Source organism: Microcoleus sp. B4-C1, from assembly GCF_036705285.1.
GTDB lineage: Bacteria > Cyanobacteriota > Cyanobacteriia > Cyanobacteriales > Microcoleaceae > Microcoleus.
This window is the reverse complement of the sequence record NZ_JAUBUC010000030.1, coordinates 31,418-56,229: the sequence shown is the minus strand read 5'-3', so window position 1 is coordinate 56,229 and position 24,812 is coordinate 31,418. Positions and strand designations below refer to the sequence as shown.

Annotated in this window: 24 protein-coding genes; 10 read left to right on the top strand and 14 right to left on the bottom strand. The window is 46.3% G+C overall.

Going from position 1 to position 24,812, the window contains the following annotated elements; all coding sequences use genetic code 11:
* Nucleotides 1-184 precede the first annotated feature (184 nt).
* From QUB26_RS14295 to QUB26_RS14285, 3 genes are all read right to left on the bottom strand, one after another.
* Entirely contained in the window at nucleotides 185-979 is a 795-nt protein-coding gene (locus QUB26_RS14295; RefSeq protein ID WP_333243032.1) for an HAD family hydrolase, read from the bottom strand.
* A gap of 230 nt (nucleotides 980-1,209) precedes the next feature.
* Nucleotides 1,210-1,944, bottom strand: coding sequence for a DUF928 domain-containing protein (locus tag QUB26_RS14290; RefSeq protein ID WP_333243029.1), 735 nt, complete (start codon nucleotides 1,942-1,944; stop codon nucleotides 1,210-1,212).
* A 282-nt stretch (nucleotides 1,945-2,226) separates the two neighbouring features.
* On the bottom strand, nucleotides 2,227-2,967 hold the full coding sequence (locus QUB26_RS14285) for a DUF928 domain-containing protein (RefSeq protein ID WP_333318526.1): 741 nt from the start codon (nucleotides 2,965-2,967) through the stop codon (nucleotides 2,227-2,229).
* 336 nt (nucleotides 2,968-3,303) lie between these two features.
* Between QUB26_RS14285 and QUB26_RS14280 the strand changes: the two genes are divergently transcribed.
* The 4 genes from QUB26_RS14280 (at nucleotide 3,304) to malQ (ending at nucleotide 8,201) form a co-directional block, all read left to right on the top strand.
* Nucleotides 3,304-5,094 carry a CHASE2 domain-containing protein gene (locus QUB26_RS14280; protein ID WP_333243024.1) on the top strand — a complete coding sequence of 597 codons (1,791 nt, stop codon included), beginning with the start codon at nucleotides 3,304-3,306 and terminating at the stop codon, nucleotides 5,092-5,094.
* 74 nt (nucleotides 5,095-5,168) lie between these two features.
* Nucleotides 5,169-5,927 carry a MinD/ParA family protein gene (locus QUB26_RS14275; protein ID WP_333205872.1) on the top strand — a complete coding sequence of 253 codons (759 nt, stop codon included), beginning with the start codon at nucleotides 5,169-5,171 and terminating at the stop codon, nucleotides 5,925-5,927.
* 175 nt (nucleotides 5,928-6,102) lie between these two features.
* Entirely contained in the window at nucleotides 6,103-6,228 is a 126-nt protein-coding gene (locus QUB26_RS14270) for a photosystem II protein Y (protein ID WP_333105443.1), read from the top strand.
* Between the two features lie 464 nt (nucleotides 6,229-6,692).
* Entirely contained in the window at nucleotides 6,693-8,201 is a 1,509-nt protein-coding gene (gene malQ, locus QUB26_RS14265) for a 4-alpha-glucanotransferase (RefSeq protein WP_333243021.1), read from the top strand.
* A gap of 519 nt (nucleotides 8,202-8,720) precedes the next feature.
* On the opposite strand, the gene QUB26_RS14260 is transcribed toward malQ, so the two are convergent.
* The gene (locus QUB26_RS14260; RefSeq protein WP_333243018.1) at nucleotides 8,721-9,602 is read right to left on the bottom strand and encodes a RodZ domain-containing protein; all 882 of its coding nucleotides are present in this window, start codon (nucleotides 9,600-9,602) and stop codon (nucleotides 8,721-8,723) included.
* Complete coding sequence (locus tag QUB26_RS14255) at nucleotides 9,599-10,393, bottom strand: pseudouridine synthase (protein WP_333243108.1); 795 nt, start codon at nucleotides 10,391-10,393, stop codon at nucleotides 9,599-9,601. Before QUB26_RS14255 ends, QUB26_RS14260 begins: the two co-directional genes overlap by 4 nt.
* A gap of 618 nt (nucleotides 10,394-11,011) precedes the next feature.
* On the opposite strand from QUB26_RS14255, the gene QUB26_RS14250 reads away from it, so the two are divergent.
* The gene (locus QUB26_RS14250; protein ID WP_333244223.1) at nucleotides 11,012-11,803 is read left to right on the top strand and encodes a DUF2993 domain-containing protein; all 792 of its coding nucleotides are present in this window, start codon (nucleotides 11,012-11,014) and stop codon (nucleotides 11,801-11,803) included.
* 139 nt (nucleotides 11,804-11,942) lie between these two features.
* Here QUB26_RS14250 and QUB26_RS14245 read toward each other — a convergent pair whose 3' ends face one another.
* From QUB26_RS14245 to QUB26_RS14235, 3 genes are all read right to left on the bottom strand, one after another.
* Nucleotides 11,943-12,860, bottom strand: a complete 918-nt coding sequence (locus QUB26_RS14245) for a phosphatidate cytidylyltransferase (RefSeq protein WP_333243012.1) — start codon at nucleotides 12,858-12,860, stop codon at nucleotides 11,943-11,945.
* 335 nt (nucleotides 12,861-13,195) lie between these two features.
* Nucleotides 13,196-13,789, bottom strand: a complete 594-nt coding sequence (gene cbiT / locus QUB26_RS14240) for a precorrin-6Y C5,15-methyltransferase subunit CbiT (protein ID WP_190659397.1) — start codon at nucleotides 13,787-13,789, stop codon at nucleotides 13,196-13,198.
* 99 nt (nucleotides 13,790-13,888) lie between these two features.
* Nucleotides 13,889-15,451, bottom strand: coding sequence for an aminotransferase class I/II-fold pyridoxal phosphate-dependent enzyme (locus tag QUB26_RS14235; protein ID WP_333318523.1), 1,563 nt, complete (start codon nucleotides 15,449-15,451; stop codon nucleotides 13,889-13,891).
* A gap of 358 nt (nucleotides 15,452-15,809) precedes the next feature.
* Between QUB26_RS14235 and QUB26_RS14230 the strand changes: the two genes are divergently transcribed.
* Nucleotides 15,810-16,058 (top strand): gamma-aminobutyric acid A receptor, epsilon-like protein, encoded by a 249-nt coding sequence (locus tag QUB26_RS14230; protein ID WP_333318521.1) that lies wholly within the window; start codon nucleotides 15,810-15,812, stop codon nucleotides 16,056-16,058.
* A 137-nt stretch (nucleotides 16,059-16,195) separates the two neighbouring features.
* Here the strand turns inward: QUB26_RS14230 and QUB26_RS14225 are convergent, their stop codons facing one another.
* Nucleotides 16,196-16,555, bottom strand: a complete 360-nt coding sequence (locus QUB26_RS14225) for a hypothetical protein (protein WP_333243004.1) — start codon at nucleotides 16,553-16,555, stop codon at nucleotides 16,196-16,198.
* A 121-nt stretch (nucleotides 16,556-16,676) separates the two neighbouring features.
* Here QUB26_RS14225 and ychF point away from each other — a divergent pair, with 121 nt between their 5' ends.
* Nucleotides 16,677-17,768, top strand: coding sequence for a redox-regulated ATPase YchF (ychF, locus tag QUB26_RS14220; RefSeq protein WP_333318518.1), 1,092 nt, complete (start codon nucleotides 16,677-16,679; stop codon nucleotides 17,766-17,768).
* Nucleotides 17,769-17,789: 21 nt separating this feature from the next.
* The gene (locus QUB26_RS14215) at nucleotides 17,790-18,155 is read left to right on the top strand and encodes a phage holin family protein (RefSeq protein ID WP_333318515.1); all 366 of its coding nucleotides are present in this window, start codon (nucleotides 17,790-17,792) and stop codon (nucleotides 18,153-18,155) included.
* Nucleotides 18,156-18,309: 154 nt separating this feature from the next.
* Here QUB26_RS14215 and QUB26_RS14210 read toward each other — a convergent pair whose 3' ends face one another.
* The 3 genes from QUB26_RS14210 to QUB26_RS14200 all read right to left on the bottom strand — a co-directional run bounded on the left by QUB26_RS14210 (nucleotide 18,310) and on the right by QUB26_RS14200 (nucleotide 20,509).
* A complete protein-coding gene (locus QUB26_RS14210) occupies nucleotides 18,310-18,741 on the bottom strand; it encodes an NUDIX domain-containing protein (protein WP_333245333.1) in 432 nt (143 codons plus the stop codon).
* 170 nt (nucleotides 18,742-18,911) lie between these two features.
* Complete coding sequence (locus QUB26_RS14205; protein WP_333046970.1) at nucleotides 18,912-19,364, bottom strand: DUF3531 family protein; 453 nt, start codon at nucleotides 19,362-19,364, stop codon at nucleotides 18,912-18,914.
* 128 nt (nucleotides 19,365-19,492) lie between these two features.
* Entirely contained in the window at nucleotides 19,493-20,509 is a 1,017-nt protein-coding gene (locus QUB26_RS14200; protein ID WP_333245336.1) for a Sll0314/Alr1548 family TPR repeat-containing protein, read from the bottom strand.
* A gap of 416 nt (nucleotides 20,510-20,925) precedes the next feature.
* On the opposite strand from QUB26_RS14200, the gene QUB26_RS14195 reads away from it, so the two are divergent.
* Nucleotides 20,926-21,591 (top strand): energy-coupling factor ABC transporter ATP-binding protein, encoded by a 666-nt coding sequence (locus tag QUB26_RS14195; RefSeq protein ID WP_333245338.1) that lies wholly within the window; start codon nucleotides 20,926-20,928, stop codon nucleotides 21,589-21,591.
* A 194-nt stretch (nucleotides 21,592-21,785) separates the two neighbouring features.
* A complete protein-coding gene (gene rsmG, locus QUB26_RS14190; protein ID WP_333245341.1) occupies nucleotides 21,786-22,529 on the top strand; it encodes a 16S rRNA (guanine(527)-N(7))-methyltransferase RsmG in 744 nt (247 codons plus the stop codon).
* Nucleotides 22,530-22,595: 66 nt separating this feature from the next.
* Here rsmG and QUB26_RS14185 read toward each other — a convergent pair whose 3' ends face one another.
* Together QUB26_RS14185 and QUB26_RS14180 are read right to left on the bottom strand one after the other, a co-directional pair.
* Nucleotides 22,596-23,351, bottom strand: coding sequence for a Fe-Mn family superoxide dismutase (locus QUB26_RS14185; RefSeq protein ID WP_333245344.1), 756 nt, complete (start codon nucleotides 23,349-23,351; stop codon nucleotides 22,596-22,598).
* A 213-nt stretch (nucleotides 23,352-23,564) separates the two neighbouring features.
* Nucleotides 23,565-24,770, bottom strand: a complete 1,206-nt coding sequence (locus QUB26_RS14180; protein WP_445299608.1) for an aldo/keto reductase — start codon at nucleotides 24,768-24,770, stop codon at nucleotides 23,565-23,567.
* Between the last annotated feature and the right edge of the window lie 42 nt (nucleotides 24,771-24,812).

Below are 24,812 nucleotides of genomic sequence, written 5' to 3'. Positions count from 1 at the left end.
TGAGGAATTTCTGTTATATTTATCTTATAATGGGATGGTGACAAAAATATTATTTTTGCCACCATCCCATTATATTAAAATACCATGTCTACGCCGCCAAAGTCAACAAAAAAGATGTAAATTTTTGTGATTTTTTTTTGACTCTGAGAAGCGAAAAAAATCACCACTGTAAACAAATCTAACATCAACAGTCGATCGGCAGCCAATCGGCAAAATCTCCGGCAAACTGCGACAGAGAAAGCAATTGAACTGGTGGATTTTGAGCCACAGATTCCCGTTCCGGCAAAGTATTGTAACCCCAATCAGCCAAAAATAACCTCACCTGAGATAAATCCGGCTGCTGCTTCACCGACAGCAAAGTTTTTAACCTGTCTTCCACAAACCAAATAGTCGAATCTTTGCCAGACGCAGCCAAAAATTCCCGCAAAATCTGGTGTTTTGGCTTGTTGTATTCCTTGCCAAAAATTAACTCTGACGGCATTTGTACGCCTGCTAGTTGCAAAAGTTCCCGCACAAAACGGCCTTCCTTCGTAGTGACGATCGCCACTTTCACTCCCCTCTCCTGCAACGAGTGCAAGCGATCAGCAACCCCTGGATAAAAGCGGTGCAAAGACAGCCACCCCGCTAAATCCTCAGCAATCCAATTATCGCGCAATCCGTCTAACATAGCGCCGACAGACTGCGCTTTTAAATTATTTTCGGTCAACAAATACGGTACTATATTCGGCCACTCTAGCAAAATTTGCTCTGGGGAAATTCCTGTCAGTAGTGCGCGGATCAGCAGCGGCATTTCCCAACCGGTTTCTATGGCTGGGCGCACTCGGTAAAAACTCAAAGCTAAATCTGGATCGGGCACTGTTTCCACTGGTTTCCAAATTTGACAGTAGGTACGCCAAGCTGTTTGGAAATATTCGATTAGTCCGTCACAAATCACACCGTCAAAATCAAGAGCTAGAATTGTCGGAAAGTTATTAGCCATCAATCGATTTTAGATTTTAGATTTTGGATTTTGGATTGAAGAATTGAAGAATTGGAGAATTGAAGAAAGCGATATCACTGATGAATCCGGGGACTGGTTATCGGATAGTATTTTTGGGTTGTACCAGGATAAGAACGGGGGCTTGTACCCTGGCTGCTTTCGGTCACTGGATTGAATAATTGAAGAATTGACTATGCAAACACTCAGCAATGATTGGTCAAGAGTCGTTATTAAAAAGACTGAACTAGCGGTTGATCTGCGATCGATTCTAGTCCTTGGGACTGCAACAATTGCGTCCACTCGGTCGTCAGCCGCGAATCATTGGGTGCGAGGCGTCGCATTTCGGCTAGAGTAGCAAGAGTCTCGTACCAAATCCCATTTCTAGCATAAGCAATCACCTTAGCCATAGGGTCGGGATTTGCCAAATCGTTCTTGAGATTTGCCTGGGGTTCAATTCGCTGCATCCATCCTTTAACAATATAATCTCCAGAACGCTCCAGAGGATCGCAGGCTAGGGCAAACGACCACACATATCGCTTACCAACCTCAATTTTTTTTGTCTTGTCTTTCTCAGAAAGGTTAACTCCAACTATTCCGGCTTTGTCATTTTTTAAAGTAGTTTCGTAAACTACTTCGGATTCATCTGCGTTTAGCAAAATAAACTCTACTTGAGCTGCCGGTTGAGAAACATATACAAAAAATGTTGGCGACTCTGTTAGCGTTAAGCCAATATTGCTTTCAGGTACTAAGGGAGTAATGAATAAACCATCCCGTAACTTACAGCCTCGATGCGTTCCCCCTTGCCGATTGTCGGGGGCTGTTACATCGGGAGGTGTGAAATTAACATTCTGACTCAGCAGGATTGGTGCGGGCACAGCCTGCATCGGTGTCAGCAAACTGGGGAGAGTAACGGCGATCGCCAATACAGTCATCACCAGTGCAGTAAAATTTATAAAACGTTTCATTTTTCCACCAACTTGTAGAAATATTTATAGAGTACATCTCTAATGTTAACCCGGAGTTTTAGCTCCGGGCGCGATCGAGTGAATTTGTCAATCGATTTTAGATTTTAGATTTTAGATTTTAGAGGCGACCCCACGGATAAATGCTCTTTCTTGAGGATTTTCGATTTTGGATTTTGGATTCATTCCACGGATAAATCACGTGGCGGGTACCACCTTTGAAATTCGTGGTCAATTTTCACATCGCCATCGGCCGATCGACAAAACTTCAAGAAATAGCGAGATTTAAAGAGGCGCAACCAGTGGTTGAGCTGCAACTGATTCCAGTCCTTGGGACTGCAATAATTGCGTCCACTTGGCTGTCAGCTTCACATCCCCCGGTGTCTGGCGCCGCATTTGGGCTAAAGTAGCGATAGTTTCGTACCAAATCCCATTTTGAGCATAAACGTTGAGCCTAGTCATGGGGTCGGGATTTGCCAACTCGCTCTTGAGAGTTGCCTGCGGTTCAATTCGCTGCACGAACCCTTTAACAACTAAATCCGCAGCTCGGTCTTCGGGGTCGCAAACTAGCGAAAATGACCACACGTATCGCTTACCAACTTCAAGGGATTTGTTGTTGTCCACGGTAGCAGGAATAGTAACTCCAACAATCCCAGATTTGTCTAGTTTAAATGTTTTTTCGTAGACGACTTCCTCTTCCTTGTCGTTGAGCACAGTAAACTCTATTTTTGCAGAGGTTTGAGGAACATAGACAAAAATTGTGGGAGACTCTGTTAGGGTTAAACCGATATTAGTTGGAGGTACTAAAGGAGTAATAGATAAACCCGCTGGACAAAGCTTGTTGCCGCGATGTGTTCCTCCTTGTCGGTTGGCGGGGGCTGTTACATCGGGAGGCTGGAAATTAACATTTTGACTCAGCAGAAGCGGCTGGGATTGTGCGCGCATCGGTGCAAGTGAACTGGGTAGGGTAGCTGCGATCGCAGATACGGCGACGGCAAGTGTAGCCCGATGTAGAAAACATTTCATTTTGTTGTACCTTTCACTATAATTGCAAACACAGGCATTCGCTGATGGCGATAAATATTTTTGAGATGCTAGTCGAGGGCGCAGATACACAATTTATACCTTGACATATCATCAATAACATTAATTAATTCGAGCGGCAAGTGGATTCTCTGTCGGAAAAATCCGGTTGCCTAGGTCGCAAGTATCATTGGATACAGTTGGTCGCTACGTAAGGTAAATTTTTGTAACAAAGTGGTCGGAGTTTCCGAGTGTTCTAAGATGGAGGAAGTCTCCGGCAGGTGGGGAATGTGAAACAACTGCTGTTCCAGAAACGAGTCAAACTTTTATGCTCGGATAATGAGTAAAATATCTAACAAAATTCGATCGGCAGTGGCTCAAGTGAGTCAAAGGTATAAACCATCACTAGCATTGGCTAAGTCTGTATTAATTGCCAGCGCGGCAGTAACATTATCCTTGATGGGAGCCAGACAGCTAGGAATACTCGAACCAGTAGAATTAAGCGCTTATGACCAAATGGTGAGGTGGCGTCCCGATGAACAGCCAGACTCGCGTTTGCTAGTTGTGGGGATTACCGAAGCAGACATTCAGAAACTGAATCAGTGGCCAATATCCGATCGCAAAATAGCCGAAATCTTACAAAAACTGGAAAAAATGCAGCCGGCAGTCATCGGTTTAGATGTACTGCGAGACGTACCTTTAGGAGACGGGCGCGAGGAATTGACTAAATTTTTACAAAAAAGCGATCGAACGATCGGGGTATGTTTAGTCACCGACGGAAGCCCGGACAATCCCGGTTCTCCGCCTGCGCCGGGGCTGCCACAAAACCGGGTGGGATTTGCAGATTTCGGAGTCGATCCCGGTGGCATACTCCGCAGGGCTTTATTATTTATGAAACCGCCGAAAATTGAGGGCAACTCTTCTGCCCAAAAACATCTTTGCAATGACAATTCTCAAGTTTTATATTCCTTCAACCTCCAGCTAGCACTCCGCTACCTGCAAGGGCAAAAAATCTATCCCAAACTGGCACCAGATCAATCTTTATGGCTGGGAGAAACTCAATTAAAACAACTAGCAAGCAATGACGGAGGATACAAAAATGCCGATGTCAGGGGATATCAAATATTAATTAACTATCGTTCCAGGCGGCAAGTCGCAAACCAAGTCAGAATTACCGATGTTTTAGAAGGGAAAGTTGACCCAAATTTAGTTAAAGATAAAATAGTTCTCATCGGTTACACCACAGAAACCGTTAAAGATTTATTTTATACTCCTTACAGTGGGCGACAGCAAAGCAACCAATTCATGCCTGGTATCGTGGCACACGCACAAGTAGTCAGCCAAATTCTGAGTGCTGTTTTAGACAACAGACCGATGTTTTGGTTTTGGCCGGAATGGGCAGAAATCTTGTGGATTTCGGCATGGTCAATTGTGGGAGGAACCTTGGCATCGCGGATGGCTCACCCAGCGAAGTTGACGGTGACATTCGGAGCAATGCTGTCCGGGTGTTGCGCGATCGGCTTTGGGATTTTTCTGTTGGGAGGGTGGGTGCCTGTGGCAGCGCCAGCCTTAGCATTAATCGTAACTGGCGGTAGCATTGTATCAGCAGAGAGATTTAATAAAGCCGGATACGGGAAAGCAATTAGCGATCGAGTAAAACAAGTCTTCAAAATCGAAATAGACCAAGCCAAAAAAGAACAGCAAGTCGCAGAAATCACAGAATCTGATTTCTTTAAAGAATTGCAGCAAAAGAAAGATAAACTGAGGATTAGCAAACAAGAAACCTCTGAAAAAGCATCTTCCGAACCCCAAGAAATAATTGCCATTACCCCAGAGCTTCCCAAGGTCGAAAGTCAGACAGACGATTACTTAGCTCAGTTGCAGGAAAAAGCCAAACAGCAGAAGCAGCGCGCCGCCGTGACTGAATCGGAAAGCGGCTCTCAAACAGGTGTCCCCATCAATGGGGGCGGCGGTGCTAGTTCAGCCGAAACCAAACCTGATGACGAGTTCAGCGATTTGCAAACCAAAGCCAAACAGATGCGGCAGCGCAGGGGCGGCCAAAAGATGATAAAAGATGAAAAAATTGATAGTTTAGCAGACAAGGAGGATTTGGGGGACAAGGAAGAATGACCGACAACTCGACTGTATCATCGAGAATTGCATCATAATGGGTTCTCCCCGTTTCTTACCCTCATACGCAGATCATGTCCAAAATCATCTCTGTCCACTCTTACCGGGGCGGAACTGGCAAATCGAACACGACAGCAAACCTGGCATCTATTATCGCTCGCGGCGGAAATCGAGTCGCCATTGTGGACACAGACATTCAATCGCCGGGGATTCACGTGCTGTTCGGTTTCAGCGAGAGCAATATGGATCGCTGCTTGAACGATTACCTGTGGGGCCGATGTCCGATCGCGGATACGGCCTACAATGTGAGTTCCCTGCTGCCAAAATTAGCCAGTAACGGCAGCCTCTACCTGATTCCTTCGAGCATTAAAGCAGGGGAGATAGCGCGAGTTTTGCGCGAAGGCTACGATGTGGGACTGCTTACCGACGGCTTTCAAGAACTGATCGAGGTTTTGAACTTAGACTACCTATTTATAGACACGCACCCGGGGCTCAACGAAGAAACCCTCCTCAGCATCACCATTTCCGACATCCTGCTGCTGATTCTGCGTCCGGATCAGCAAGATTTTCAGGGAACTGCTGTCACGGTAGATGTGGCCCGCAAATTAGAAGTTCCCAAGATTTTGATGACGATTAACAAAGCCCCAGAATCGCTGGATTTCGAGGATTTGAAGCAGCAAGTAGAGAGTATTTACAACATCCCAGTGGCAGGGGTACTGCCCCACAGCGACCAGATGATGCTGCTCGCCAGCAAGGGGGTGTTTGCGCTGCACTTCCCTAACGACCCTCTAACTAAGGTTGTGGAAGGGATTGCCAAACAGATTGTGGGATAATTGGTGCAGCGAATGCCGAGATCCCGCCCAGGAGTTTCGCTTTCGCTCTCAATTCTTGGGGAGCGATGTCCTCCTGCGTATCCCGAATATTTGCTTAGAGAGTCAGGAGAATGGCGACAAAATGAGATACAAATAGATTATGAGAATTTGTTAAAAAACTTTAGGAGGAGAACTCATGGATTTTGACTTCCGCATACTAATAGTATTGATGCCCGTATTGTTGGCGGGCGGCTGGGCGGCTTACAACGTCGGCGCTATAGCTCTCAAACAAGTGCAGAAAATGTTGAACAAGCAAGCATGAACTAAGCATTATCACCAGTAATTTCGCAGCCGGCTGTTTTTTGAGATACAAAACAGCCGGCTGATTTGTGCATGGGCTCTGCTTAAGTGATGGCTGATTTTTTGTGGGCAATTTACGACTGCAGAGAGATGGGGCAAAAACCCAAAAAAAGTTAAGTTTAAAGGTTAGGCAGAAACCGACTAGGCTCAAGCAACATACTTTGTTGCAGCAAACGATCCTGGGTAAAAAAAACCTAGCTGTGAAAGCAGGGCGATCGTGTAAGTTCGGATTTTGATGTTTTGAACTCTACTGAGGATTTATGAGTAGAGTTCCATAAAAATATTTGGTAAGTACGTTATCGCAGAAAATATGAGACAATCACAAAAGTATTTGCCCTGAAAATCGCCCTAAAAACTGCGAAGTTTAACTGGTAGGGAAGATAGGTCAAATTGTCAATGTTAAATTCCTATATCTTTAGATAGATTATGCTTTTTCCCCGATCGAGCGGCATATTACTCCACCCCACATCCTTTCCCAGTCGATTTGGCATTGGGGACTTGGGAATGGAAGCATATCGCTTTATTGACTTTTTAGTAGAGAGCGACCAGCTATACTGGCAGATATTGCCGCTGGGCCCGACAGGATACGGCAATTCTCCTTATTCATGCTATTCAGCAATGGCGGGAAATCCGCTGCTGATTAACCCTGAACTGCTGCGGAACGATCAATTGCTCGCAGATGAAGACTTCGCTAATTTGCCAGAATTTCCGCTGGATTATGTAGACTTCGAGCGGGCGATCGCCCTGAAAGTGTCTTTGCTCAAAAAAGCTTGCGAAAACTTCAAAGCCAAAGCATCGCCGGTGCAGCAAAGAGACTTCTCAGCTTTTTGCGAAAGCAAAGAGAGTTGGCTGGAAGATTATGCCTTCTTTATGGCACTCAAGGATCACTTTGGCGGTGTTAGCTGGAACAATTGGGAACCCGAAATTGCCCGTCGAGAACCCAAGTCCCTAGAAAAGTGGCGCCAGCAGCTAAATGCTGAGATTTATTACTACAAATACGTTCAATTTGAGTTTTTCCGCCAGTGGACGGAGTTGAAACGCTATGCCAACCAGCGTCACATTCAAATTATTGGTGACATTCCGATTTATGTAGCTCACGACAGCGCGGATGTGTGGTCGAATCCCCACTTATTCTGCTTGGATGAAGCCAGCAGAGAACCAGCTTTAATGGCCGGAGTTCCCCCGGATTACTTCAGTGCAACAGGTCAATTGTGGGGCAACCCCGTATACAATTGGGAGAAGTTGCAAGCAACTAATTTCGAGTGGTGGGTGCAGCGTTTTGAAGCGATTTTCTCTTATGTAGACGTGACTCGGATCGACCACTTTCGAGGATTTGACGCTTACTGGGCGGTGAAGCGCGGACAAGAAACTGCGATCGAGGGAGAGTGGATTAAAGCGCCGGGAACAGCTTTGTTGGATGTAATTAACGAAAAGTTTGGCAACTTGCCGATTATCGCTGAGGATTTAGGGGTAATTACTCCAGAAGTGGAAGCTTTGCGCGATCGATACGAGTTTCCAGGAATGAAGATTTTGCAGTTTGCTTTTGGCGCTGGTCCGGGCGATCCTTTTTTGCCTTTCAATTACGATCGCAACTCCGTAGTCTACACCGGCACCCACGACAACGACACGACTGTTGGATGGTTCAATCAACTGCAAAACTACGAAAGAGACGAGGTTTTGCGTTATTTGGGCTGCATCGATCCCCAAGGAATTCACTGGTCTTTAATCCGCATGGGCTGGATTTCTGTTGCTAATATGGCAATTGTGCCGTTTCAAGATTTGTTGGGTTTAGGTACTGACGCGCGGATGAATTTTCCGGGGAAACCAGAGGGAAATTGGGGCTGGCGGTATCGGCCCGAAGCTGTGAATTGGGAAGTGCGCGATCGGCTAAAAACTATGACTTACATCTCCGGGCGCGCTCCTAATAAACATTGATTGTCGGGAAGGGGTAATTGGTAATTGTTAATGGGTAATATCAAATCTGTTAACATCGGAATTATTCCTATCTCTCTTCTCTTTATCTGCGTGAATCAGCGTCAATCCCTTGTCCGGGGCGGTTCAGAAATTATCTTTTCTTGACCGCAGATACAGGCAGATGCAACACAGATTAACGCAGATGAATTCTATCAATTCCGGTTGCACCATCCGTGATTGTTAACCGAAAGCATCCAGGATACAAGCCCCCGGATTCATCCGTCCAGAAATAAAAAACCTGTATCCCATGAAACTTGCCGAACGTATTTATCCGTGGGGTCAATGCTTCAATTCTAAAATCTAAAATCTAAAATCTAAAATCGATTGACTGTTGACTGGATATGACTATTCCGATGCAACCGGGTTTGATAGAATGGGTAATTGGTAATTGGTAATGAGTGCATCAAGACGGACATTCTAATTAAAATGTATGGACTGCCCGCTATTACCTATTACCCATTAACAATTACCCATTAACACTCAACCTTCATTCTGGGGCGGTGCTGAAGGCTTAAGTTCGCTTGCTTTAAAAACAACTTCTTTAGCGACTCCAGGCTCTCCGAGTTGTTCGGCTTGTCCGTTATTAACAGCAACCATTACCCCGCCGGCGTTACCTGCTACCACTACCAATTGCTTTTGAGCCCCCCAGGTGCGAACAGTCCCGGTCGGCAAAGTTCCCTCAAACTCTGTTTTACCATCGACTTCAACCTGCATCCACGATTCTGCTTTAAAAGTGACGCTAACCATTACTGGTTTATTGCCAGATTTATTTAAATTTTGACCGGTTCTTACTGCTTCGACAGCCTCGTAACTATCCGGTTTCTGATTTTGTGAGGCTCTTGATGCCTCAGCAGCGGCGCGAGCTTGTTCTTGCTGCCCAAGCGCTAGTTCTTCGGCTCCCGCACCGTTTTTTGCGGTAACAGAACCGCTCATCAATTGAGATAAGACATTGACCGAACAGATAATTAGAAATGTGTAAAAGAGGTAGAGGTGCATCGGCCGCAACTGAGGCCCATCTTGCCAAGATAGCTTGCTTATCGATCGGGGCGGCGGTTCGATCGGAAAAAATTCGGCAAACTGAGTTCCGTCCAAACCCATTGCTTCAGCGTAGCGCTTGATCAAACCCTGAGTGTAGACGGGTTCGGGAAGTTGGTCGAGTTGACCGTCCTCGATTGCTTGTAGCAGATTCCGCCGAATCATTGTTACCACGGCTACTTTGTCCAAACAAATCGACTGCTGTTCGCGGTACTGACGGAGTTTAGCTCCTATTTCCGCTAGCTTCTTCTGAGCTGGTTCTGGCTCTTGGGAGTGCAGTTTCTGCTTAGTGGTTTTGAAGAATAAAAACAATAAATTCTTTGTCATATGCTGTGCTCCTGGGAATTTACTGGCACGCTTATTGATGTTAGGTTGACTAGATTCCATAAATAAATAATTTCCGCATCTTCTAGGGGTCGGCAGCAGCCTGGTGGCAATATTGGCGAACCGGGCCGCTGCAATTGAATCGGGCCAATGGCTGTGCGGTGCAGGCGCACCACGGGATATCCCAAGAGCTCGGCTGTTCGCCGAATCTGTCGGTTTCTGCCTTCTGATAGAATGACTTCTAACAGAGTTTGGTCTTGCGCGCGATCGATAACTTTAACTTTCGCGGGCAAAGTTTTTCTGCCGGACAAGATGATGCCCTGACGCCACGTTTGTAGTATGGGTTCCGGGGGATCGCCGCTCACCCAAACCTGATAAGTTTTGGCGATCGAGTGACGCGGATGGGTCAAACAAAATGTCAGCTTACCATCATTGGTGAGCAAGAGGGCGCCGGTGGAATCTGCATCTAAGCGTCCTACGGGGTGGATGCCTTGACCCGAACGCAGTTGGGGTGGCAGCAAGTCGAGAACTTTCGATCGGGATCTTGGATCGCTGCAAGTAGAAACTACGCCTGCCGGTTTGTTGAGCAACAGATACACCTTTGCGGGTTTATCCGTTGGTTTCACCGGGACTCCATCGACTTGGATGAGATCGCGATCGGGATTCGCTTTTTCTCCTAAGTGAACAATATTGCCATTAACTCGGACTCGTCCAGCTACAATCATCTGTTCTGCAAGACGGCGAGAGGCAATGCCCCACTGGGCGAGGATTTTTTGCAGCCTTTCATCAGACATGACGGGAGTGTGGAAATCCCCAACGAGCCAGCGGTGGGGAGGAAACACGACACGGTTAATTGATTAACCGTACTAGCAATGCTCAATTCCTGGTTGGGAATAAATTATAATGCTGACCAATTATTACAGGACGTCCGGCAAGAGTGCAGATTGTCCTTGTGCCCGGTGCAGATTGTCCTGATGGCATTACCCTGAATGCTGTGCAAAAACTACGACGAAAAGACTCGCGGCAGGCACAGGTTTGCACCGTTGGTTTGCGGCTGGTTTGAAAGGTGTGGGTCTGACCCGACCATAAACCAACACTACCATAAATTCCGTACTACTGGTTAAATTTATACGCTCGATCGCGAATTTTTCATCGGGATCGCACAACTCGTGAACTACCCAAAGATCCCAAGGGGGGAAAGGTGAGAATTTTTCTGCTTCTGGCGTTGCTGATGCCAGATTTCTGCTTGGTTTTGGAGTTAATCTGACTGGTTTTCATCAACCCTGTTTCTAAGAAAAATCAAAGGTTGACAGCAGTACATCTGTGCAGAAATCGGGTTTTTGAGTCCAGATGTGCAAGTTCTAGTTAAATTTCTGTGCTTGAATATTAAGGTTTATATTCTGAAATTGTTTATGACTGTCGATCGAAACTCTCTTCAATTTGACAATAGAGATGGCGCTGCTGGCTCTGGTGAGACTGTTAATCTGGGCGAGGAACCGGGGAGAGCTTCGCCGAGTCAAGGCAGCCGGATCGCGAGCGCGGTGCTGTCTCCGGCGGTGCAGTTGTGGCTGCGATCGCAAGTTCAGCATGTGGACGAGTTGAAGGTGAAAATTGAGGGGAGCGATCGACAAATCTTCAGCGGTGCGATCCCCAAAGTCACGGCGGCCGCGATCGGTGCTGTGTATAAAGGACTACACCTAACTGACGTTGCCATAGAGGGCTGTGGCATTCGCATCAACCTCGGTCAAGCTCTCAAAGGCCAACCCCTGCGCCTCCTGGAATCCGTTCCCGTAACAGGTGTTTTGAGGGTCAGCCAAGCGGATTTGAATGCGTCGCTGAAAGCGCCTTTGCTGGCTGATGCTTTGAGCGAATTTTTGCTCCCCCTGCTGCCACTAACAGATAGGGAAAAGTCGCTGAAGTTGCAAAATTCGCAGATTGCAATTGAGGGGGGTTTGTTAACGCTTTCGGCGACAATTTTGCGCGCTGGCGGTAGGCAAATTCCTTTGGTATTGCGGACTGGTTTGCGGATAGCCAGCGGTCGCGAATTGATGTTTGAATCACCAGAAATCGAAATGGATGGAGAATTAAAGAGCAGTGATTTCAATGGTTTTAAAATTGATTTTGGGCCGGAAGTTGAGATAGAAGAATTGATTTTGAGTCCGGGGGAGATTGTTTGTCGGGGGGGAATTAGAGTTTTGCCTTAGTTAGTTGACAGTTGACTGTTGACTGTTGGCTGTTGGCTTTAACCTGGTTCTTCGGTAGATCCTGGGAATACATACCCAATGCCCTGTTTGGCCAATGCCCTGTTTGGCCAATTCCCAATTCCCAATTCCCAATTCCCAATTACCGATTAATTAAAAAAGAGTCGATCGCGGGCAACAGTAAAGTGACAAAATAGTAGACTAACGGTGCGGTAAAAACATAACTGTCGGTGCGATCGAGAATGCCGCCGTGACCGGGGATCAACTGTCCCGAATCCTTAACGCCGGCGTCTCGCTTCATCATCGACTCAGTTAAATCTCCCAACAGGCTAGCAACCCCAATCAACATACCAAAAGCAGCCCCAGTATACTGCCACCCCGGCCAGTGTAAATACCAAGAACCAGCGACTGCCACGGCGATGCTGCCGCAAACTCCAAATACGGCACCTTCAACGGTTTTTTTGGGGCTGATGTGGGATAGGCTAGTGCGCCCGAAGAATTTGCCGACAAAATAAGCCCCAATGTCAGCGGCCCAGATGCAGAAGAAAGCCAGCAGCAGCGAAGTCAATCCTAAAGATATATGGCTGGAAGTTGTCCAAGACGGCGGCGAGTAAATGTTAACGGGCAAATTGCTTGCTACTGCTTGCGAAAATTGGGTTGTAGCAAGATTGGCTGGGTCGAGGCCGACTCGCAGCCGTACCCAATAGCTGGGCAAATAACCGCCGTAGAACAATCCTAAAACTGAGGAGGCAATATCGGCGATCGTCGATAATTTAGGTTGGAATAACAGGTAGAAACAGATTAAGGTTCCCGCTAAGGGGAACATGGCATCTACGAGTTCCGGTGCTAGGGCGGCAGTAATTAATAGCCCTTGACTGACGGCTAAGGTAGTTTTGGCAGCGGGTGCAATACCTTTAGCCCTGGCTAATTGAAAATATTCCAATTGGCCTAGGTAGACGATGACTCCAAAGCCGACGGTGAAGTACCATCCGCCCATAATAATCATTCCCAAAGCAAGGGCGATCGCAACTATTCCACTCAGGATACGAGACCAAGGCATAAAATGAATTTCTCTTGCAGACGGCGGTGGATCATTCGATTTTGGATTTTGGATTTTGGATTTTGGATTTGAGATTTGGGATTTTTCTAGAGCACGAGTTGATCCCTTGCACAACTAACCCCCATCCCCCATCGGTCATCCAATATCTCAAGTCAGGCGGTCAATCCAGCTATGGTGGCCCCTATTCTTAAGTATGAAGGTTAAGTGAACTTAAAAAAGATTAAGAATTACATTTAGGAATGGGCATAGGGCATAGGGCATGGGGCATTGGGTATGTATTCCCAGGCTGTGCCGAGGAACCAGGTTAAAGTTAACTGTCAACTGTCAACTAACTTCTAATCCAGCTTTTCGCCGCTGAGAATAAATATGGGATTGACGGCGGCAAAGGTTTGACTGAGGCCGCGAGTCTCCAAGCGGTTGACGGCGGACTGGACTACTTCAATGTTGCGGACTTGTAACTCGGCGAAACCTTCGGAAAGGGCGTAAAGATTCTCTAAATTCGATGCTGTGGCGACAACTCTACCGTGGGGTTGCAAGTACCGCCAGACTTCTTGGAGAATGGCTTTAATGGGGCGACCTCCTTCGATGCAGACTCGGTGGGGGGGTTGGGGCAGGTTTTCCAGGCATTCCGGGGCACTACCTTCTATGACTTCTACGTTGTCGAGCTCGAATCGATCGCAATTTCTGCGAATCAAGCTTGCTACTTCTTCGTCCCTTTCAACGGCAATAATCCGACCTTTAGGACACAGCAAACCTGTTTCTACGGCGATCGTACCAGTACCTGCACCGATGTCCCACACGACTGAATCTGCTTGCAGCCGCAGGTGGGAGATTAACAGCAGTCGGACTTCTCGCTTACTCATGGGAATGCCCGGTAAACGTTCAAATAAGTCATCCGGGATGCCTGGAGTGACGTAGGGCCAAAGCATAGTTATATTTTTGATTTTTGATTTTTGATTGAAGCAAGACCGAAGTTGGAACTCGCGGAAGAAGTAGAAATTCTGCCAATTTCCCCCAAGCCTTAATATTTACTGTCGCACAACCTTGAGAGTTTGGAGGCCGGGATCGCTACAACCTGTGATTTTTCCGCCGGCGGCCAGGATTTGTTGCAGGTAGTCAACGGCTTCTGGGGTAATGATTTCACCGGGCATCAGGACTGGTATTCCTGGGGGGTAGGGACAGATGAGTTCGGCACTGAGTCGATCGACTGCTTTGTCTGCTGGTACTGTTTCCGCTGGAAAAAAGAAAGCCTCGCGGGGGGAGAGGAGAGGGGGAGAGGGGGAGAGTGGGAGAGTGGGAGAGTGGGCAAATCTTCCATCGGACATCGGACTTCTTCTCTCGGACTTCTTCTCTCGGACTTCTTCTTTCTTCCTGACATCCGTTACATCTTGTACAGTGCTCGTTGCCGAACTTCCTTCTTCCTTCTTCCTTCTTCCTTCTAAAAGAGTACAAGCTTTAACTAAATTGTCAATATCTAATTCTGTATTTCCCAAGCTGATAATAAATGTTAAATGTCTGGCCATTGGTAATTCTGCCGTGACGCCGAGTTGAGAGTGCAAAATTTCATCGGCGGCAAATCCTGTGATTCCTAAATCTGATACTTTTACTGTTAGCCTGGTGCGGTCTAATGCTGCAAAACCCGGAGTATTTAATGGTTCTAAAACTGATAAGCCGGGAATTTGACTGATGCGCGATCGCGCTTTTTCTGCTAGCTGTAAAGTCTGCGCCATTAACTCTTTGCCGTGGAGTGCGATTTGTTGGCGGGCTGCGTCTAGGGATGCTAATAATAAGTAGCTGGGGCTGGTGGATTGTACTAGCTGCAATGCTTTATTTATTTTTTGGATATCTATGCGATCACCCTTGACGTGAAGCATCGATGCTTGTGTCATTGCACCGAGGGTTTTGTGGATTGATTGTACTGTTAAATCGGCACCTGCTGATAGTGCCGGTTCTGGCAAGTTTGGATGAAAGTTAAAGTGCGCGCCGTGGGCTTCATCTACTAATAACGGTATATTGTATTGATGGGTAATTTGGGCGATCGCCCGCAAATCCCCGCAGACACCGTGATAGGTTGGGTAAACCATCATTACTGCTTTGGCGTCGGGATGTTGTTCTAATGCGAAGGCTGTGGCTTCTGGGGTGATGCTGTTGGCAATATCCCAATCCGAGTTGTACTCTGGATTGACAAAAATCGGAATTGCACCCGATAAAATTAAACCAGAAATCGCCGAGGAGTGGATATTTCGAGGTAGGATAATTTTATCTCCTGGGCCGCAAGTTGCTAAGATGGCGGCGATTATTCCGCAAGTTGAACCGTTAGCCAAAAACCGAGTTGATTGAGCTCCAAATGCTGCGGCGGCTAAGTCTTGAGCTTCGGCAATTGCACTTTCTGGGTTAAAGAGATTATCTAATTCTGGCAATTCGGGCAAATCCGATCGAAATACTGCCGCACCGAATAAGTCAATTAGGGGTTGAGAGATTCCTTGTCCGCGTTTATGTCCGGGGGCGTAGAATGGGGCGTGCGGATGATTTGTGCGATCGCGCAAAGCATCTAATAGGGGCGTTTGTTGTTGAGAGTTTGCTGGTGACACGCTTAATCTTGATTGCTGTATTTGATATCTAAGTAGAGCGATATGAAAAAACCATAATATCTTGTAGGGACGGGTTGATCGAGTACCTTTACTCTCAGGCAGTTTCTTGCTGTACTCACGCGCCCTCCCCATCTAATGTTTATTTGTAACCACTTACTTAGTTTAATGCCAAAGGTATAATTTTATGCTGACTTAATAGTTAATTATAGCTATTTAGATAGATGTGTCCGTCGCAATCTTGAGTTTAAAATTATGAGATAAAACAATACCACAACTCAGTTATTTTTGTTGAAAAATATAGCTAGAAGTGGCGACCAAATGTTTTTGGAACATCTCTATTAGCGAGCCAAACACTAACATGATTTTTCCCAACCCTAGTCCGTTTCCAGGCCCCCAGATTCCCAGTACCGAACCGGGGGTGCCGACTATACCCGCATCGCCACCAGTGCCGGGCCCCGTACCCGAACCGATTCCCGGCTTCGTACCGGAACCCGTACCTGCGCCAATTCCGCAGCCAATTCCCGAACCGGTGCCGGAAACTGTACCCTCTCCGATTCCTCAAACAGTGCCGGAACCTATTCCTCAGACAATCCCTGAACCTGTTTAAATTATGTTTTAGTCGATCGCGAAATTTAAGATTGTTTGTCAGGCCGATCGCAAAAACCGAGTTTCCCCAAAGTCCCCAATATTTTTGTGGAATATCAGACTTGAAAAAACTCGGTTTTTGCCTAAATTATCGATTAACTACTTACTGAAGTTGATCGACGGCGCTGTACAAAAGTTAATACCACGCAAATCAGACTGTGTGCCGTCAGAGTATGTGGCCATGATATCAAAAACACAGCCATCCGAGATATCATCCTCGTACTCAGCTGAATCAAATTCAAAAGGGACAGTGCCCCGATCGGCAAGCGGACCGTCTAACAGGTTTTCTCCCCAATCATCGTCGGAATTACTCGACTGGAGGACTGTCATCGTCTTGCCGCTGTTGTTAATCACCGAAAGTTTGACCCTCTCAGCGAAAACGCTAGCTGCTGTGAGTCCTAACAGAGGCAGCGAGAGCACCGCAGCGATCGTCACTTTGCTTAACCATCGGTTAACCATTGAGCCATCTACCTTAAGTTGTATATTTACTCAAGCTTAGCAGTGGAAGTTAAAACACACAAGTCAGATATATTGCTATTGCTTATGATATTTTGATACAGTGATATGTTTCTAAATAGCTATGCTTACCGCCGGAATTGTCGGACTGCCTAATGTTGGCAAATCTACCTTGTTTAATGCTCTGGTTGCTAATGCCAAGGCGACTGCTGCTAATTTTCCTTTCTGTACGATCGAGCCAAATACGGGTATCGTGGCAGTGCCAGACGAACGGTTGAAGGTGCTGAGCAATATTTCCAATTCCGTGCAAACTGTGCCAACGCGGATGGAATTTGTGGATATTGCGGGTTTGGTGAAGGGGGCGAGTCAGGGGGAAGGATTAGGAAATCAGTTTTTGTCTCACATTCGGGCTGTGGATGCGATCGTCCACGTTGTCCGCTGTTTTGACAATGATGATATTATTCACGTTGCCGGTTCTGTCGATCCCCAGCGAGATATTGACATTATCAATCTCGAATTAATTTTAGCAGACTTAGCTCAAATTGAACGCAGGCTCGATCGCACTCGCAAGCTAGCCCGCAACAATAAGGAAGCTCAGGCAGAAGTGGATGTACTCGAAAAATTGGTCGCAGTTTTGAATGCCGGGAAACCAGCACGGCAGTACAATTTCACAGATGAAGAATCTGAATTAGTTAAAGGTTTGGAATTACTGACCAACAAACCAATTATCTATGCTGCTAACGTATCTGATGACGACTTAGCAACAGGAAATAGCTATGTCGAACAAGTGCGGGAAGTAGCAGCTAAAGAAAATGCTAAGGTTGTTATTGTTTCGGCGCAAGTTGAGTCAGAATTGGTGGAGTTATCTGAGGAAGAACGAACGGATTTCCTAGAATCTCTGGGGGTCAAAGAAGGTGGCTTGAAATCTCTGATTCGAGCTACTTACGAATTATTGGGTTTGCGGACTTATTTTACTAGCGGGCCGAAGGAAACTCGCGCTTGGACAATTATCGCCGGAATGTTAGCACCGCAAGCTGCGGGGGTGATTCACTCGGACTTTGAACGGGGTTTCATCCGGGCCGAAACTGTAGCATATGAAGATTTGGTTGCTACGGGCGCGATGAATGCGGCTAAGGAAAAAGGCTTAGTTCGCAGTGAAGGTAAAGAGTATGTTGTACAAGAGGGGGATGTGCTGTTGTTCCGATTTAATGTTTAGCTTTTTTAAGGAGATTGGCACATGGATATTATTTCGCTGGTAATTGCTTGGCTAGTTACTTCCGTGAGCTTTTTTATCATTTCCAAGTTGCCCATCGGGGTGGATATTGACACTTTTGGAAAAGCGATGATTTCGGCGGCGGTTTTTGGATTGCTGAATGCTTTGGTGCGGCCGCTTTTTGTGGTTTTGGGTTTTCCTTTGGTGTTGGTAACTTTTGGTTTGTGGATAATTGTTATCAACGCCATTATCTTTGGATTGGCGGCTTGGCTAGTCGAAGGATTTCGCTTGCGGTGGGGAATTTGGAGTGCTTTGCTGGGGGCTATCGCCCTCGGTTTTATCAACTCTTTGCTCTATGAGCTGTTGCGGACTCTGCCTAGTTTTCGCTAGTTAAATGTAACGCGCTGGGCGGAAGAAGGAAGGGGCGGGTTTATTCATCCTGTTAGTTATAGCAAATATTTCGGGTGAAACCCGCCCCTACGGCAAATATTTTAGGTGTAATTCTCCCATATCAGGTATTTGTTTTTTGGTATTGGTTGAGTTATTAGCCTTCGCAGTAGTCGATAAATTTGTCTGGAACTAGGCGCAATTCGCCCGACCGAAAGCGCTCGATCGGCATCCAAAATGCAGTATGTTCCCCATCTCCGTCTGCAAAATCCAGACTCTCCAATTCATAAAATTTGCGATCGACAAATTCGCACTCATAGAGTTGTATTAGTTCGTGTCCGGCTTGGCCATTAAAAATAAAAAAATTTTCCAAACAAGCCAAATATTTGATATTTGTTAACTCGGCTTTAATTTCTTCTTGAAACTCTCTTCGCAAAGCGTCGATGCTGTGCTCTCCGAATTCTACGCCACCGCCCAGAGCTCGGTAAAATGTGTCTTGTTTGACCGGATCTTCGCATTCTGACACGAAGATGCGATCGCCCGATCGAATTAATCCTAAAACAATTACGCGAATTTTACCTTTTTGCATAATTAGTAATCAATCATTAACTGGTTCCTAGGCTCTGCCTAGGAATCAATGTCCAGAGGCTCTGCCTCGCTTTCGGAGCAGCAAAATAGGAGGCAGAGCCTCCGGATATGTGTTACCAGGCAGAGCCTAGTAACGAGTAGAATCCGCCCCTAATGAGTAATCACTAATGACTAATTATCAGCAGCAAAAGACTCTCGACGGCGACTGTTGTCAACGGGCCAGTTTCTATTTTCCCCGCCAATAATCAGTTTTTCAATCGTTACGAATTCTTTGCTGAGTTGCTGGAAAACATTAATCAAAACATCGAGGCCAATTGCATCGCTAGTGCCCAAATCAAACCAGCAGCGAGCCCAAGAACCTTGATACTCCATTTCTCCCATATTGTGCATCAAAGCCATCATACTTTGGTCGGCTAGATTAACATCGTAATTCATCTGGCTGATATCTAAGCCTTCATCTTGAACTTGCAAATTTTCCGCATTAAATCCTCCGAGTTTTCCCAAGAAAAACCAAGAGTCAAACACTTCTTCAACATACTGTTTTTCACCGTTTGAAGGCACGTTGCTGAACTTCAGCCAAATCCAGAGGTCAAAGGGGTTAAACTCGCGAAACTCTACTTGCATCAATTTTTTCAAAGAAAGGGAATGGAATTGCAGGAATTGGATTGTAGGAGAGAGGAAAATTGGGAGAGAGGGAGACAGGGAAAATTTTCCTCCTGACTCCTGACTTCTGACTTTTACTCTGACTCTTTTTATAGTGGTGGTAAGGCTGCCGGCCCCCAGACTCCATCTGCATCTCTGATTTTATCGCGCATCGGGTCGCAGGCGCGAGATTGGCTGTCGAGACGGTTACGGGTTCTGCACTGCTGAAAGAAGATTTCGGCTACTAAACTGCGCGGCAGTTGGTCTGGTTTTGCTAAGGCGGCGTCGAAGTTTTTTCGGGCTTCCTCAAGTAAGGTTTTGTTGCTGTCTTTTCCCTGGGATTTGGAGAACAAAATTTGTGCTTTTAGATAGAGAAGTTCGGGATTGTTGGGCGTTTCTGCTAGGGATTTGTTGGCAAACTCTAAAGCGCGATCGTACTTTTTCAAGTCTCGATAGCCTACTGCCATGCCGCGATAAGCTAAGTAGCGGGGAGAGGCTTTTTGTTCGAGTCTTTGAATGGCTTCGTTGGGGTTGGAAAAGGGCAGGTTTGTGGCTAGCATTAAGTCCATGTAGCCTTTGATTAGGTTGAGTTCGGGGTCGTTGGGAGCTATTTTTTCTGCGGCCTCTAGGTATTGAAATACTACTCGCAATTTACTCAAAGCTTGGGGCGCGCCTTTGGCTGTTCCTTCTTTGGCTATAATGTTCGCCCCTTCTAGAAAGTGACCTGCTGCTGTGTAAATATTGCCGCGCAATGGATTAGTTTTAGTCAATTTTTCGCCGACTTCGCGGGTTTTTTGCGCGTAGGAATTCATCGAGTTTAAGTCCTGCTCGATGTATGAGAGGGAGGCTGCCATTGCATAGGCTAGCGGCTCGTTTGGTTCGGTGGATAGTGCTTGTTGAACTTGTGCTTTTGCTTGTTTGTAGTTTCCTTGCTGAAACATTGTTTTGAAAGCGGTTTCGGTGTTGGGCCCGATCGCCTGCGGGTTGCTGCTGCGAAAGGGATCGCCCGCTACTGCTGAGTTAATGCAGATGCTGAGGGCGATCGCTCCTGCACAGGCGATCGCCCGCACTGTCTGTTTAGAACTTAACATTTGCTTGCCCACCGATGCTAAAGGAGTTTTCGTCATCGTCAATTCTCTCAATGTAATATACTGTAAACTAGAAACAAGAGAGTTAAATTTTCAGACTTTCGGGCCGCCACCAAAAAAAGAGTGAAATTTGCTTGATTTTTTGTGGTTGTTGAGGTATATTTTAATAATGGGAGTGTGACTTGTAATATATTGACGGACAGATTTCCATTATTAAACTATACCATGAAAAAACAGAAAAATCAAACGCCACTCCTGAAAAAAAAAGGAAATTTTTGTTAAGATTTATGTAAAATAATTGTGTGCGATCGACCCCTGCCAAAAACAGCCTTAACTATCAATAGCACAACCAGAAGTTCCCCCCTCCAACAATAACTATTTTTCTGATTGTTGACTGTTGAGTGTTAACAACTGCCAACTAACAACTGCCAACTGCCAACTAACAACTGCCGTTAATGCTTTATCTAAAAAACTTAGTATATCATCCTACCGCCTGTCCGAATCCTATTCTGAAAAATATTAACTTAGAACTGCCATCGCAGCAAATGGGGCTGATTGTGGGTCGCAGCGGTTCAGGCAAAAGTACGCTATTAGAAATATTAGCAGGTTTAGCCGAAAAAACTAGCGGCGATATCCGTTGGCGGGAACAGGAATTAACACCCGAACACTTGCAACAGTTAGGAGGGTTAGTATTCCAGTTTCCCGAAAGGCATTTTTGCGGAGGCACAATTTTAGAAGAATTGCGGTTGGGGCATCCTGAATTGGGACAAGAACAAATTAACTCAGCAATGGCAGAAGTGGGACTAGGACATTTGCCGCTGCGCGCTTCCCCCCACGCTTTGAGCGGCGGACAACAGCGCAGGGTAGCCCTGGCGGTGCAGCTAATTCGGCAGCCGCATTTGCTACTTTTGGACGAACCGACGGCGGGTTTAGATTGGTCGATGCGGCGGCAGTTGGTAAGCTTGTTGAGTAAGTTGAAAAGTCACTGGACTTTGTTGATTGTTACTCACGATGCTAGCGATTTGTTGAGTGTAGCCGATAAATTTTGGACTCTAAACCACGGGGATTTGCAAGAGGTCGATCGGGCTAAATTAGAAGCTAAGGAAACGAGTTGCGTTTGATTTTTTTGGCGTTTCCAATGGTTTCCCGGCTAATAGAATTCGCGTCTAAATCAATTGGGAGCGAATAGAATTCGCTTCTACACAAACAAAGTCCGACTGCGCGGACTGAAGAAATTGTCGGCGAATAAAATTCGCGACTACACAAACAAAGTCCGCCTGTGCGGACTCAAAGAAAAGAGTGGAAATAGAATCTGATGAATGATATTAAAATGCCTGTGTTGCCCCAGATGAACGAGTTGTGGCAAAAAACGCTGAATTGGCAGCCGAATGAGTCGCAGCAACAACAATTTCAGCGACTTTATGAGTTAATTGTCGAGGGAAATCGCTCCTTGAATTTAACTCGAATTACTGAGCCAATGGAGTTTTGGGAAAAACATTTGTGGGATTCTCTGCGGGGAATTGCCAGACTGCTGCCAACTAATCACAATTCGGCGGAAAATCCCGAATTGGCCGCCGAGTCGGTTCAGAAAGCGATCGATATCGGGACAGGTGGGGGTTTTCCGGGTCTGCCGATCGCGATCGCCCTGCCGCATTTATCAGTTACCTTGCTCGATTCTACGCGCAAAAAAATTACTTTTTTGGAAACAGTTGTACCGTCTTTAGGGATAGAGAATGCGGCGACTTTGTTGGGCCGCTCCGATGAAATTGCCCGACAGCCACAGCACAAACAAGCTTATGATTTAGCCGTTCTTCGAGCAGTGGGAGCAGCTTCTCTCTGCGCTAAATGCGCGCTGCCTCTGCTGAAAAATGGCGGTTTGGCTGTACTTTACCGTGGGAATTGGACGGTGGAGGAAGAAACTGAGTTGCAAAGGGCGATCGAGCATTTGGGCGGCACAGTTGAGTCAGTCGAAGCATTCACAACGCCGACGAGTCAGGGGGCGCGGCACTGCGTTTACTTGCGGAAAGTTGTACAGCAGTTCGATCGTCCCGTGCGCTAGTAGGGACACGGCACTGCCGTGTCCTGTATTTCATCGGCCGTGTCCTGTATTTCATCTAATTGAAAACTACCCGATCGCCTGTTCGTAGCGCTTGTTAATTTCCGCCCAATTAACCACATTCCACCAAGCTTTTAAGTAGTCGGCGCGCAAATTTTGGTATTTGAGATAATAAGCGTGTTCCCAAACATCGTTACCCATAATTGGATAGTTGCCCTCCATGAAAGGAGTGTCTTGATTTGCTGTAGTTGTAATCTCAAGTTTGCCAGCTTTATTACGGACTAGCCACACCCAACCGCTGCCAAAACGCTTGGCGCCGGCATCGTTAAATTTTGTTTTAAAATCGTCCACACTGCCGAAATTTTGCTGGATTGCTGTTGCAATTGCCCCTGTGGGTTCGCCGCCGCCGTTGGGGCCCATGATTTCCCAAAACATACTGTGATTTAGGTGTCCGCCGCCATTGTTACGCACGGTTGTGCGAATATCTTCCGGCACTTTGCTCAAATCTCGCAGCATATTTTCCGCAGTGATATTTTTTAGTTGCGGGTATTTACTGACAGCATCGTTGAGGTTTTTAACGTAGGCGGCATGGTGTTTGTCGTGGTGAAATTGCATTGTCCGCGCATCGATGTGCGGTTCTAAAGCATTGTATTCGTAGCGCAGAGGTGGCAGTGTAAAAGGCCCCGGAGTTTGGGCTATTTTTGGGCTTTCTGCAATTGGACTTGCTTGAGATACATTATTTCCTGATGCTTGGCAAGCACCTCCGGTAATAGCTCCGACGCTGGCCGTCAGCAAATACAAGAAATCTCGGCGTTTGAGAGTCATAAAAAGTACCTAAGTGAATTATTAACTGTTTTATCTCAGATTAAAGCAAAATGGGAGTGAGTTGAGAAAAAAAGTTGTATCGCCCGAATGGATGAGACGGATGGGCGATGGTGGTGAGAGTTTCTCAAGTATAGGCTAATTGTATGCGCGTAACTAACTCACGTGCTCCGGTTCACCAATCCGGTTTCTGTCTCGAAACCGGGTTTTTTTTGATTATTCTTGGGACAAGCGTTGGATGGCTTCGCCTCCAAAAAGCCGATCGGCTGCTTGGAGAATACCGGGAATTTTAGCAGCGTGGGGACTGTGGGCTAGGCAGCGGCGCAAGTCTAATTCATCGAGGCGATGGCGTTCCGCCCCGCAAGCTACGGCTTTTTGGCCTGGGAACCAGTGACTGGCATTACCTAAAAGGTTGTAGCGCATCTTGCAATAGTCGATCGTATCGTAAGCCTGCGCCAAATTCCACAGCCACAAAATCACATAAATATTAATACCTCCGGGAGTATTTTCGATAGTTGGTAAACCGACGTGCCAAGTCTTAAACCACTCTTCTCCTAATTTATCAATGGCTGCTTTTTCTAACTTTTCTAATATCGGTGGCAAAATTTCATCGGCTCTATCTAACAATTCTACAGCTTTCAGATGCTCGTTAAAATCTTCAGGTTTGGCTGCGCCCAAACTCAAAGTGTGTACTTGCGGATGCGACAAACAAAACAAATCATTAAACACCATCGGACTCAACGGATAGCACAAGTCTACCAATTTTTGCGGCGGGCTGTAAAGTTGACCGCCTTTATCGGAAGGACTGATAATAAAAACGCCCATATCGTGACGTTTAGCAGCTTCTATTGCCGGCCAATTACTTTGATTGATGTAGTACCAGTGCAAGTTAAGATAATCAAATTGATTTGTTTCAATTGTTTTGACAATTACATCCGTCGGGCCGTGAGTTGAGAAACCAATAAACTTAACTTTGCCTTCTGCTTGCAACTTTCTCGCCACATCCATGCAGCCGCCCGGACGGATAGACTCGTCTAGCAATTCCCATGTATTAATGCCGTGCAGCGACAGTAAATCGACGTATTCCAGTTGCAAATAAGCTAAGGATTTATCAAATTCTTCGCGAAACTCTTGGGAGTTGGGTTTGGGACTAACTTTCGTTTGCACTATCAAGTTTTCGCGGGGAAACTTCGGCAAAATTCGCCCCAATTGCATCTCGGAAGTGCCGTAACCGCGAGCAGTTTCTATGTGATTGATGCCGCATTCAATCGAGTAGCTAATCGTCGCTTCTAGATTTTGTTGATTGTCTGGGGGAATTTCATTGGCTGGCACGTCTTGCCATTTGTACTGATATCTCATGCCACCGCAGGAAAAGACGGGCATGGATAATTCTGTGCGACCGAATCTGCGATATTTCATCATCATAATCAAAGTCAAAGTTATAGAAGAAGGAAGAAGGAAGAA

Excerpts from the sequence above, each read along its gene's own strand:
- QUB26_RS14295 (WP_333243032.1), bottom strand. The coding sequence starts at position 979 with ATGGCTAATAACTTTCCGACAATTCTAGCTCTTGATTTTGACGGTGTG.
- QUB26_RS14290 (WP_333243029.1), bottom strand. The coding sequence starts at position 1,944 with ATGAAACGTTTTATAAATTTTACTGCACTGGTGATGACTGTATTGGCG.
- QUB26_RS14285 (WP_333318526.1), bottom strand. The coding sequence starts at position 2,967 with ATGAAATGTTTTCTACATCGGGCTACACTTGCCGTCGCCGTATCTGCG.
- QUB26_RS14280 (WP_333243024.1), top strand. The coding sequence starts at position 3,304 with ATGAGTAAAATATCTAACAAAATTCGATCGGCAGTGGCTCAAGTGAGT.
- QUB26_RS14275 (WP_333205872.1), top strand. The coding sequence starts at position 5,169 with ATGTCCAAAATCATCTCTGTCCACTCTTACCGGGGCGGAACTGGCAAA.
- QUB26_RS14270 (WP_333105443.1), top strand. The coding sequence starts at position 6,103 with ATGGATTTTGACTTCCGCATACTAATAGTATTGATGCCCGTATTGTTG.
- malQ (WP_333243021.1), top strand. The coding sequence starts at position 6,693 with ATGCTTTTTCCCCGATCGAGCGGCATATTACTCCACCCCACATCCTTT.
- QUB26_RS14260 (WP_333243018.1), bottom strand. The coding sequence starts at position 9,602 with ATGACAAAGAATTTATTGTTTTTATTCTTCAAAACCACTAAGCAGAAA.
- QUB26_RS14255 (WP_333243108.1), bottom strand. The coding sequence starts at position 10,393 with ATGTCTGATGAAAGGCTGCAAAAAATCCTCGCCCAGTGGGGCATTGCC.
- QUB26_RS14250 (WP_333244223.1), top strand. The coding sequence starts at position 11,012 with ATGACTGTCGATCGAAACTCTCTTCAATTTGACAATAGAGATGGCGCT.
- QUB26_RS14245 (WP_333243012.1), bottom strand. The coding sequence starts at position 12,860 with ATGCCTTGGTCTCGTATCCTGAGTGGAATAGTTGCGATCGCCCTTGCT.
- cbiT (WP_190659397.1), bottom strand. The coding sequence starts at position 13,789 with ATGCTTTGGCCCTACGTCACTCCAGGCATCCCGGATGACTTATTTGAA.
- QUB26_RS14230 (WP_333318521.1), top strand. The coding sequence starts at position 15,810 with ATGATTTTTCCCAACCCTAGTCCGTTTCCAGGCCCCCAGATTCCCAGT.
- QUB26_RS14225 (WP_333243004.1), bottom strand. The coding sequence starts at position 16,555 with ATGGTTAACCGATGGTTAAGCAAAGTGACGATCGCTGCGGTGCTCTCG.
- ychF (WP_333318518.1), top strand. The coding sequence starts at position 16,677 with ATGCTTACCGCCGGAATTGTCGGACTGCCTAATGTTGGCAAATCTACC.
- QUB26_RS14215 (WP_333318515.1), top strand. The coding sequence starts at position 17,790 with ATGGATATTATTTCGCTGGTAATTGCTTGGCTAGTTACTTCCGTGAGC.
- QUB26_RS14210 (WP_333245333.1), bottom strand. The coding sequence starts at position 18,741 with ATGCAAAAAGGTAAAATTCGCGTAATTGTTTTAGGATTAATTCGATCG.
- QUB26_RS14205 (WP_333046970.1), bottom strand. The coding sequence starts at position 19,364 with ATGCAAGTAGAGTTTCGCGAGTTTAACCCCTTTGACCTCTGGATTTGG.
- QUB26_RS14200 (WP_333245336.1), bottom strand. The coding sequence starts at position 20,509 with ATGACGAAAACTCCTTTAGCATCGGTGGGCAAGCAAATGTTAAGTTCT.
- QUB26_RS14195 (WP_333245338.1), top strand. The coding sequence starts at position 20,926 with ATGCTTTATCTAAAAAACTTAGTATATCATCCTACCGCCTGTCCGAAT.
- rsmG (WP_333245341.1), top strand. The coding sequence starts at position 21,786 with ATGAATGATATTAAAATGCCTGTGTTGCCCCAGATGAACGAGTTGTGG.
- QUB26_RS14185 (WP_333245344.1), bottom strand. The coding sequence starts at position 23,351 with ATGACTCTCAAACGCCGAGATTTCTTGTATTTGCTGACGGCCAGCGTC.
- QUB26_RS14180 (WP_445299608.1), bottom strand. The coding sequence starts at position 24,770 with ATGATGAAATATCGCAGATTCGGTCGCACAGAATTATCCATGCCCGTC.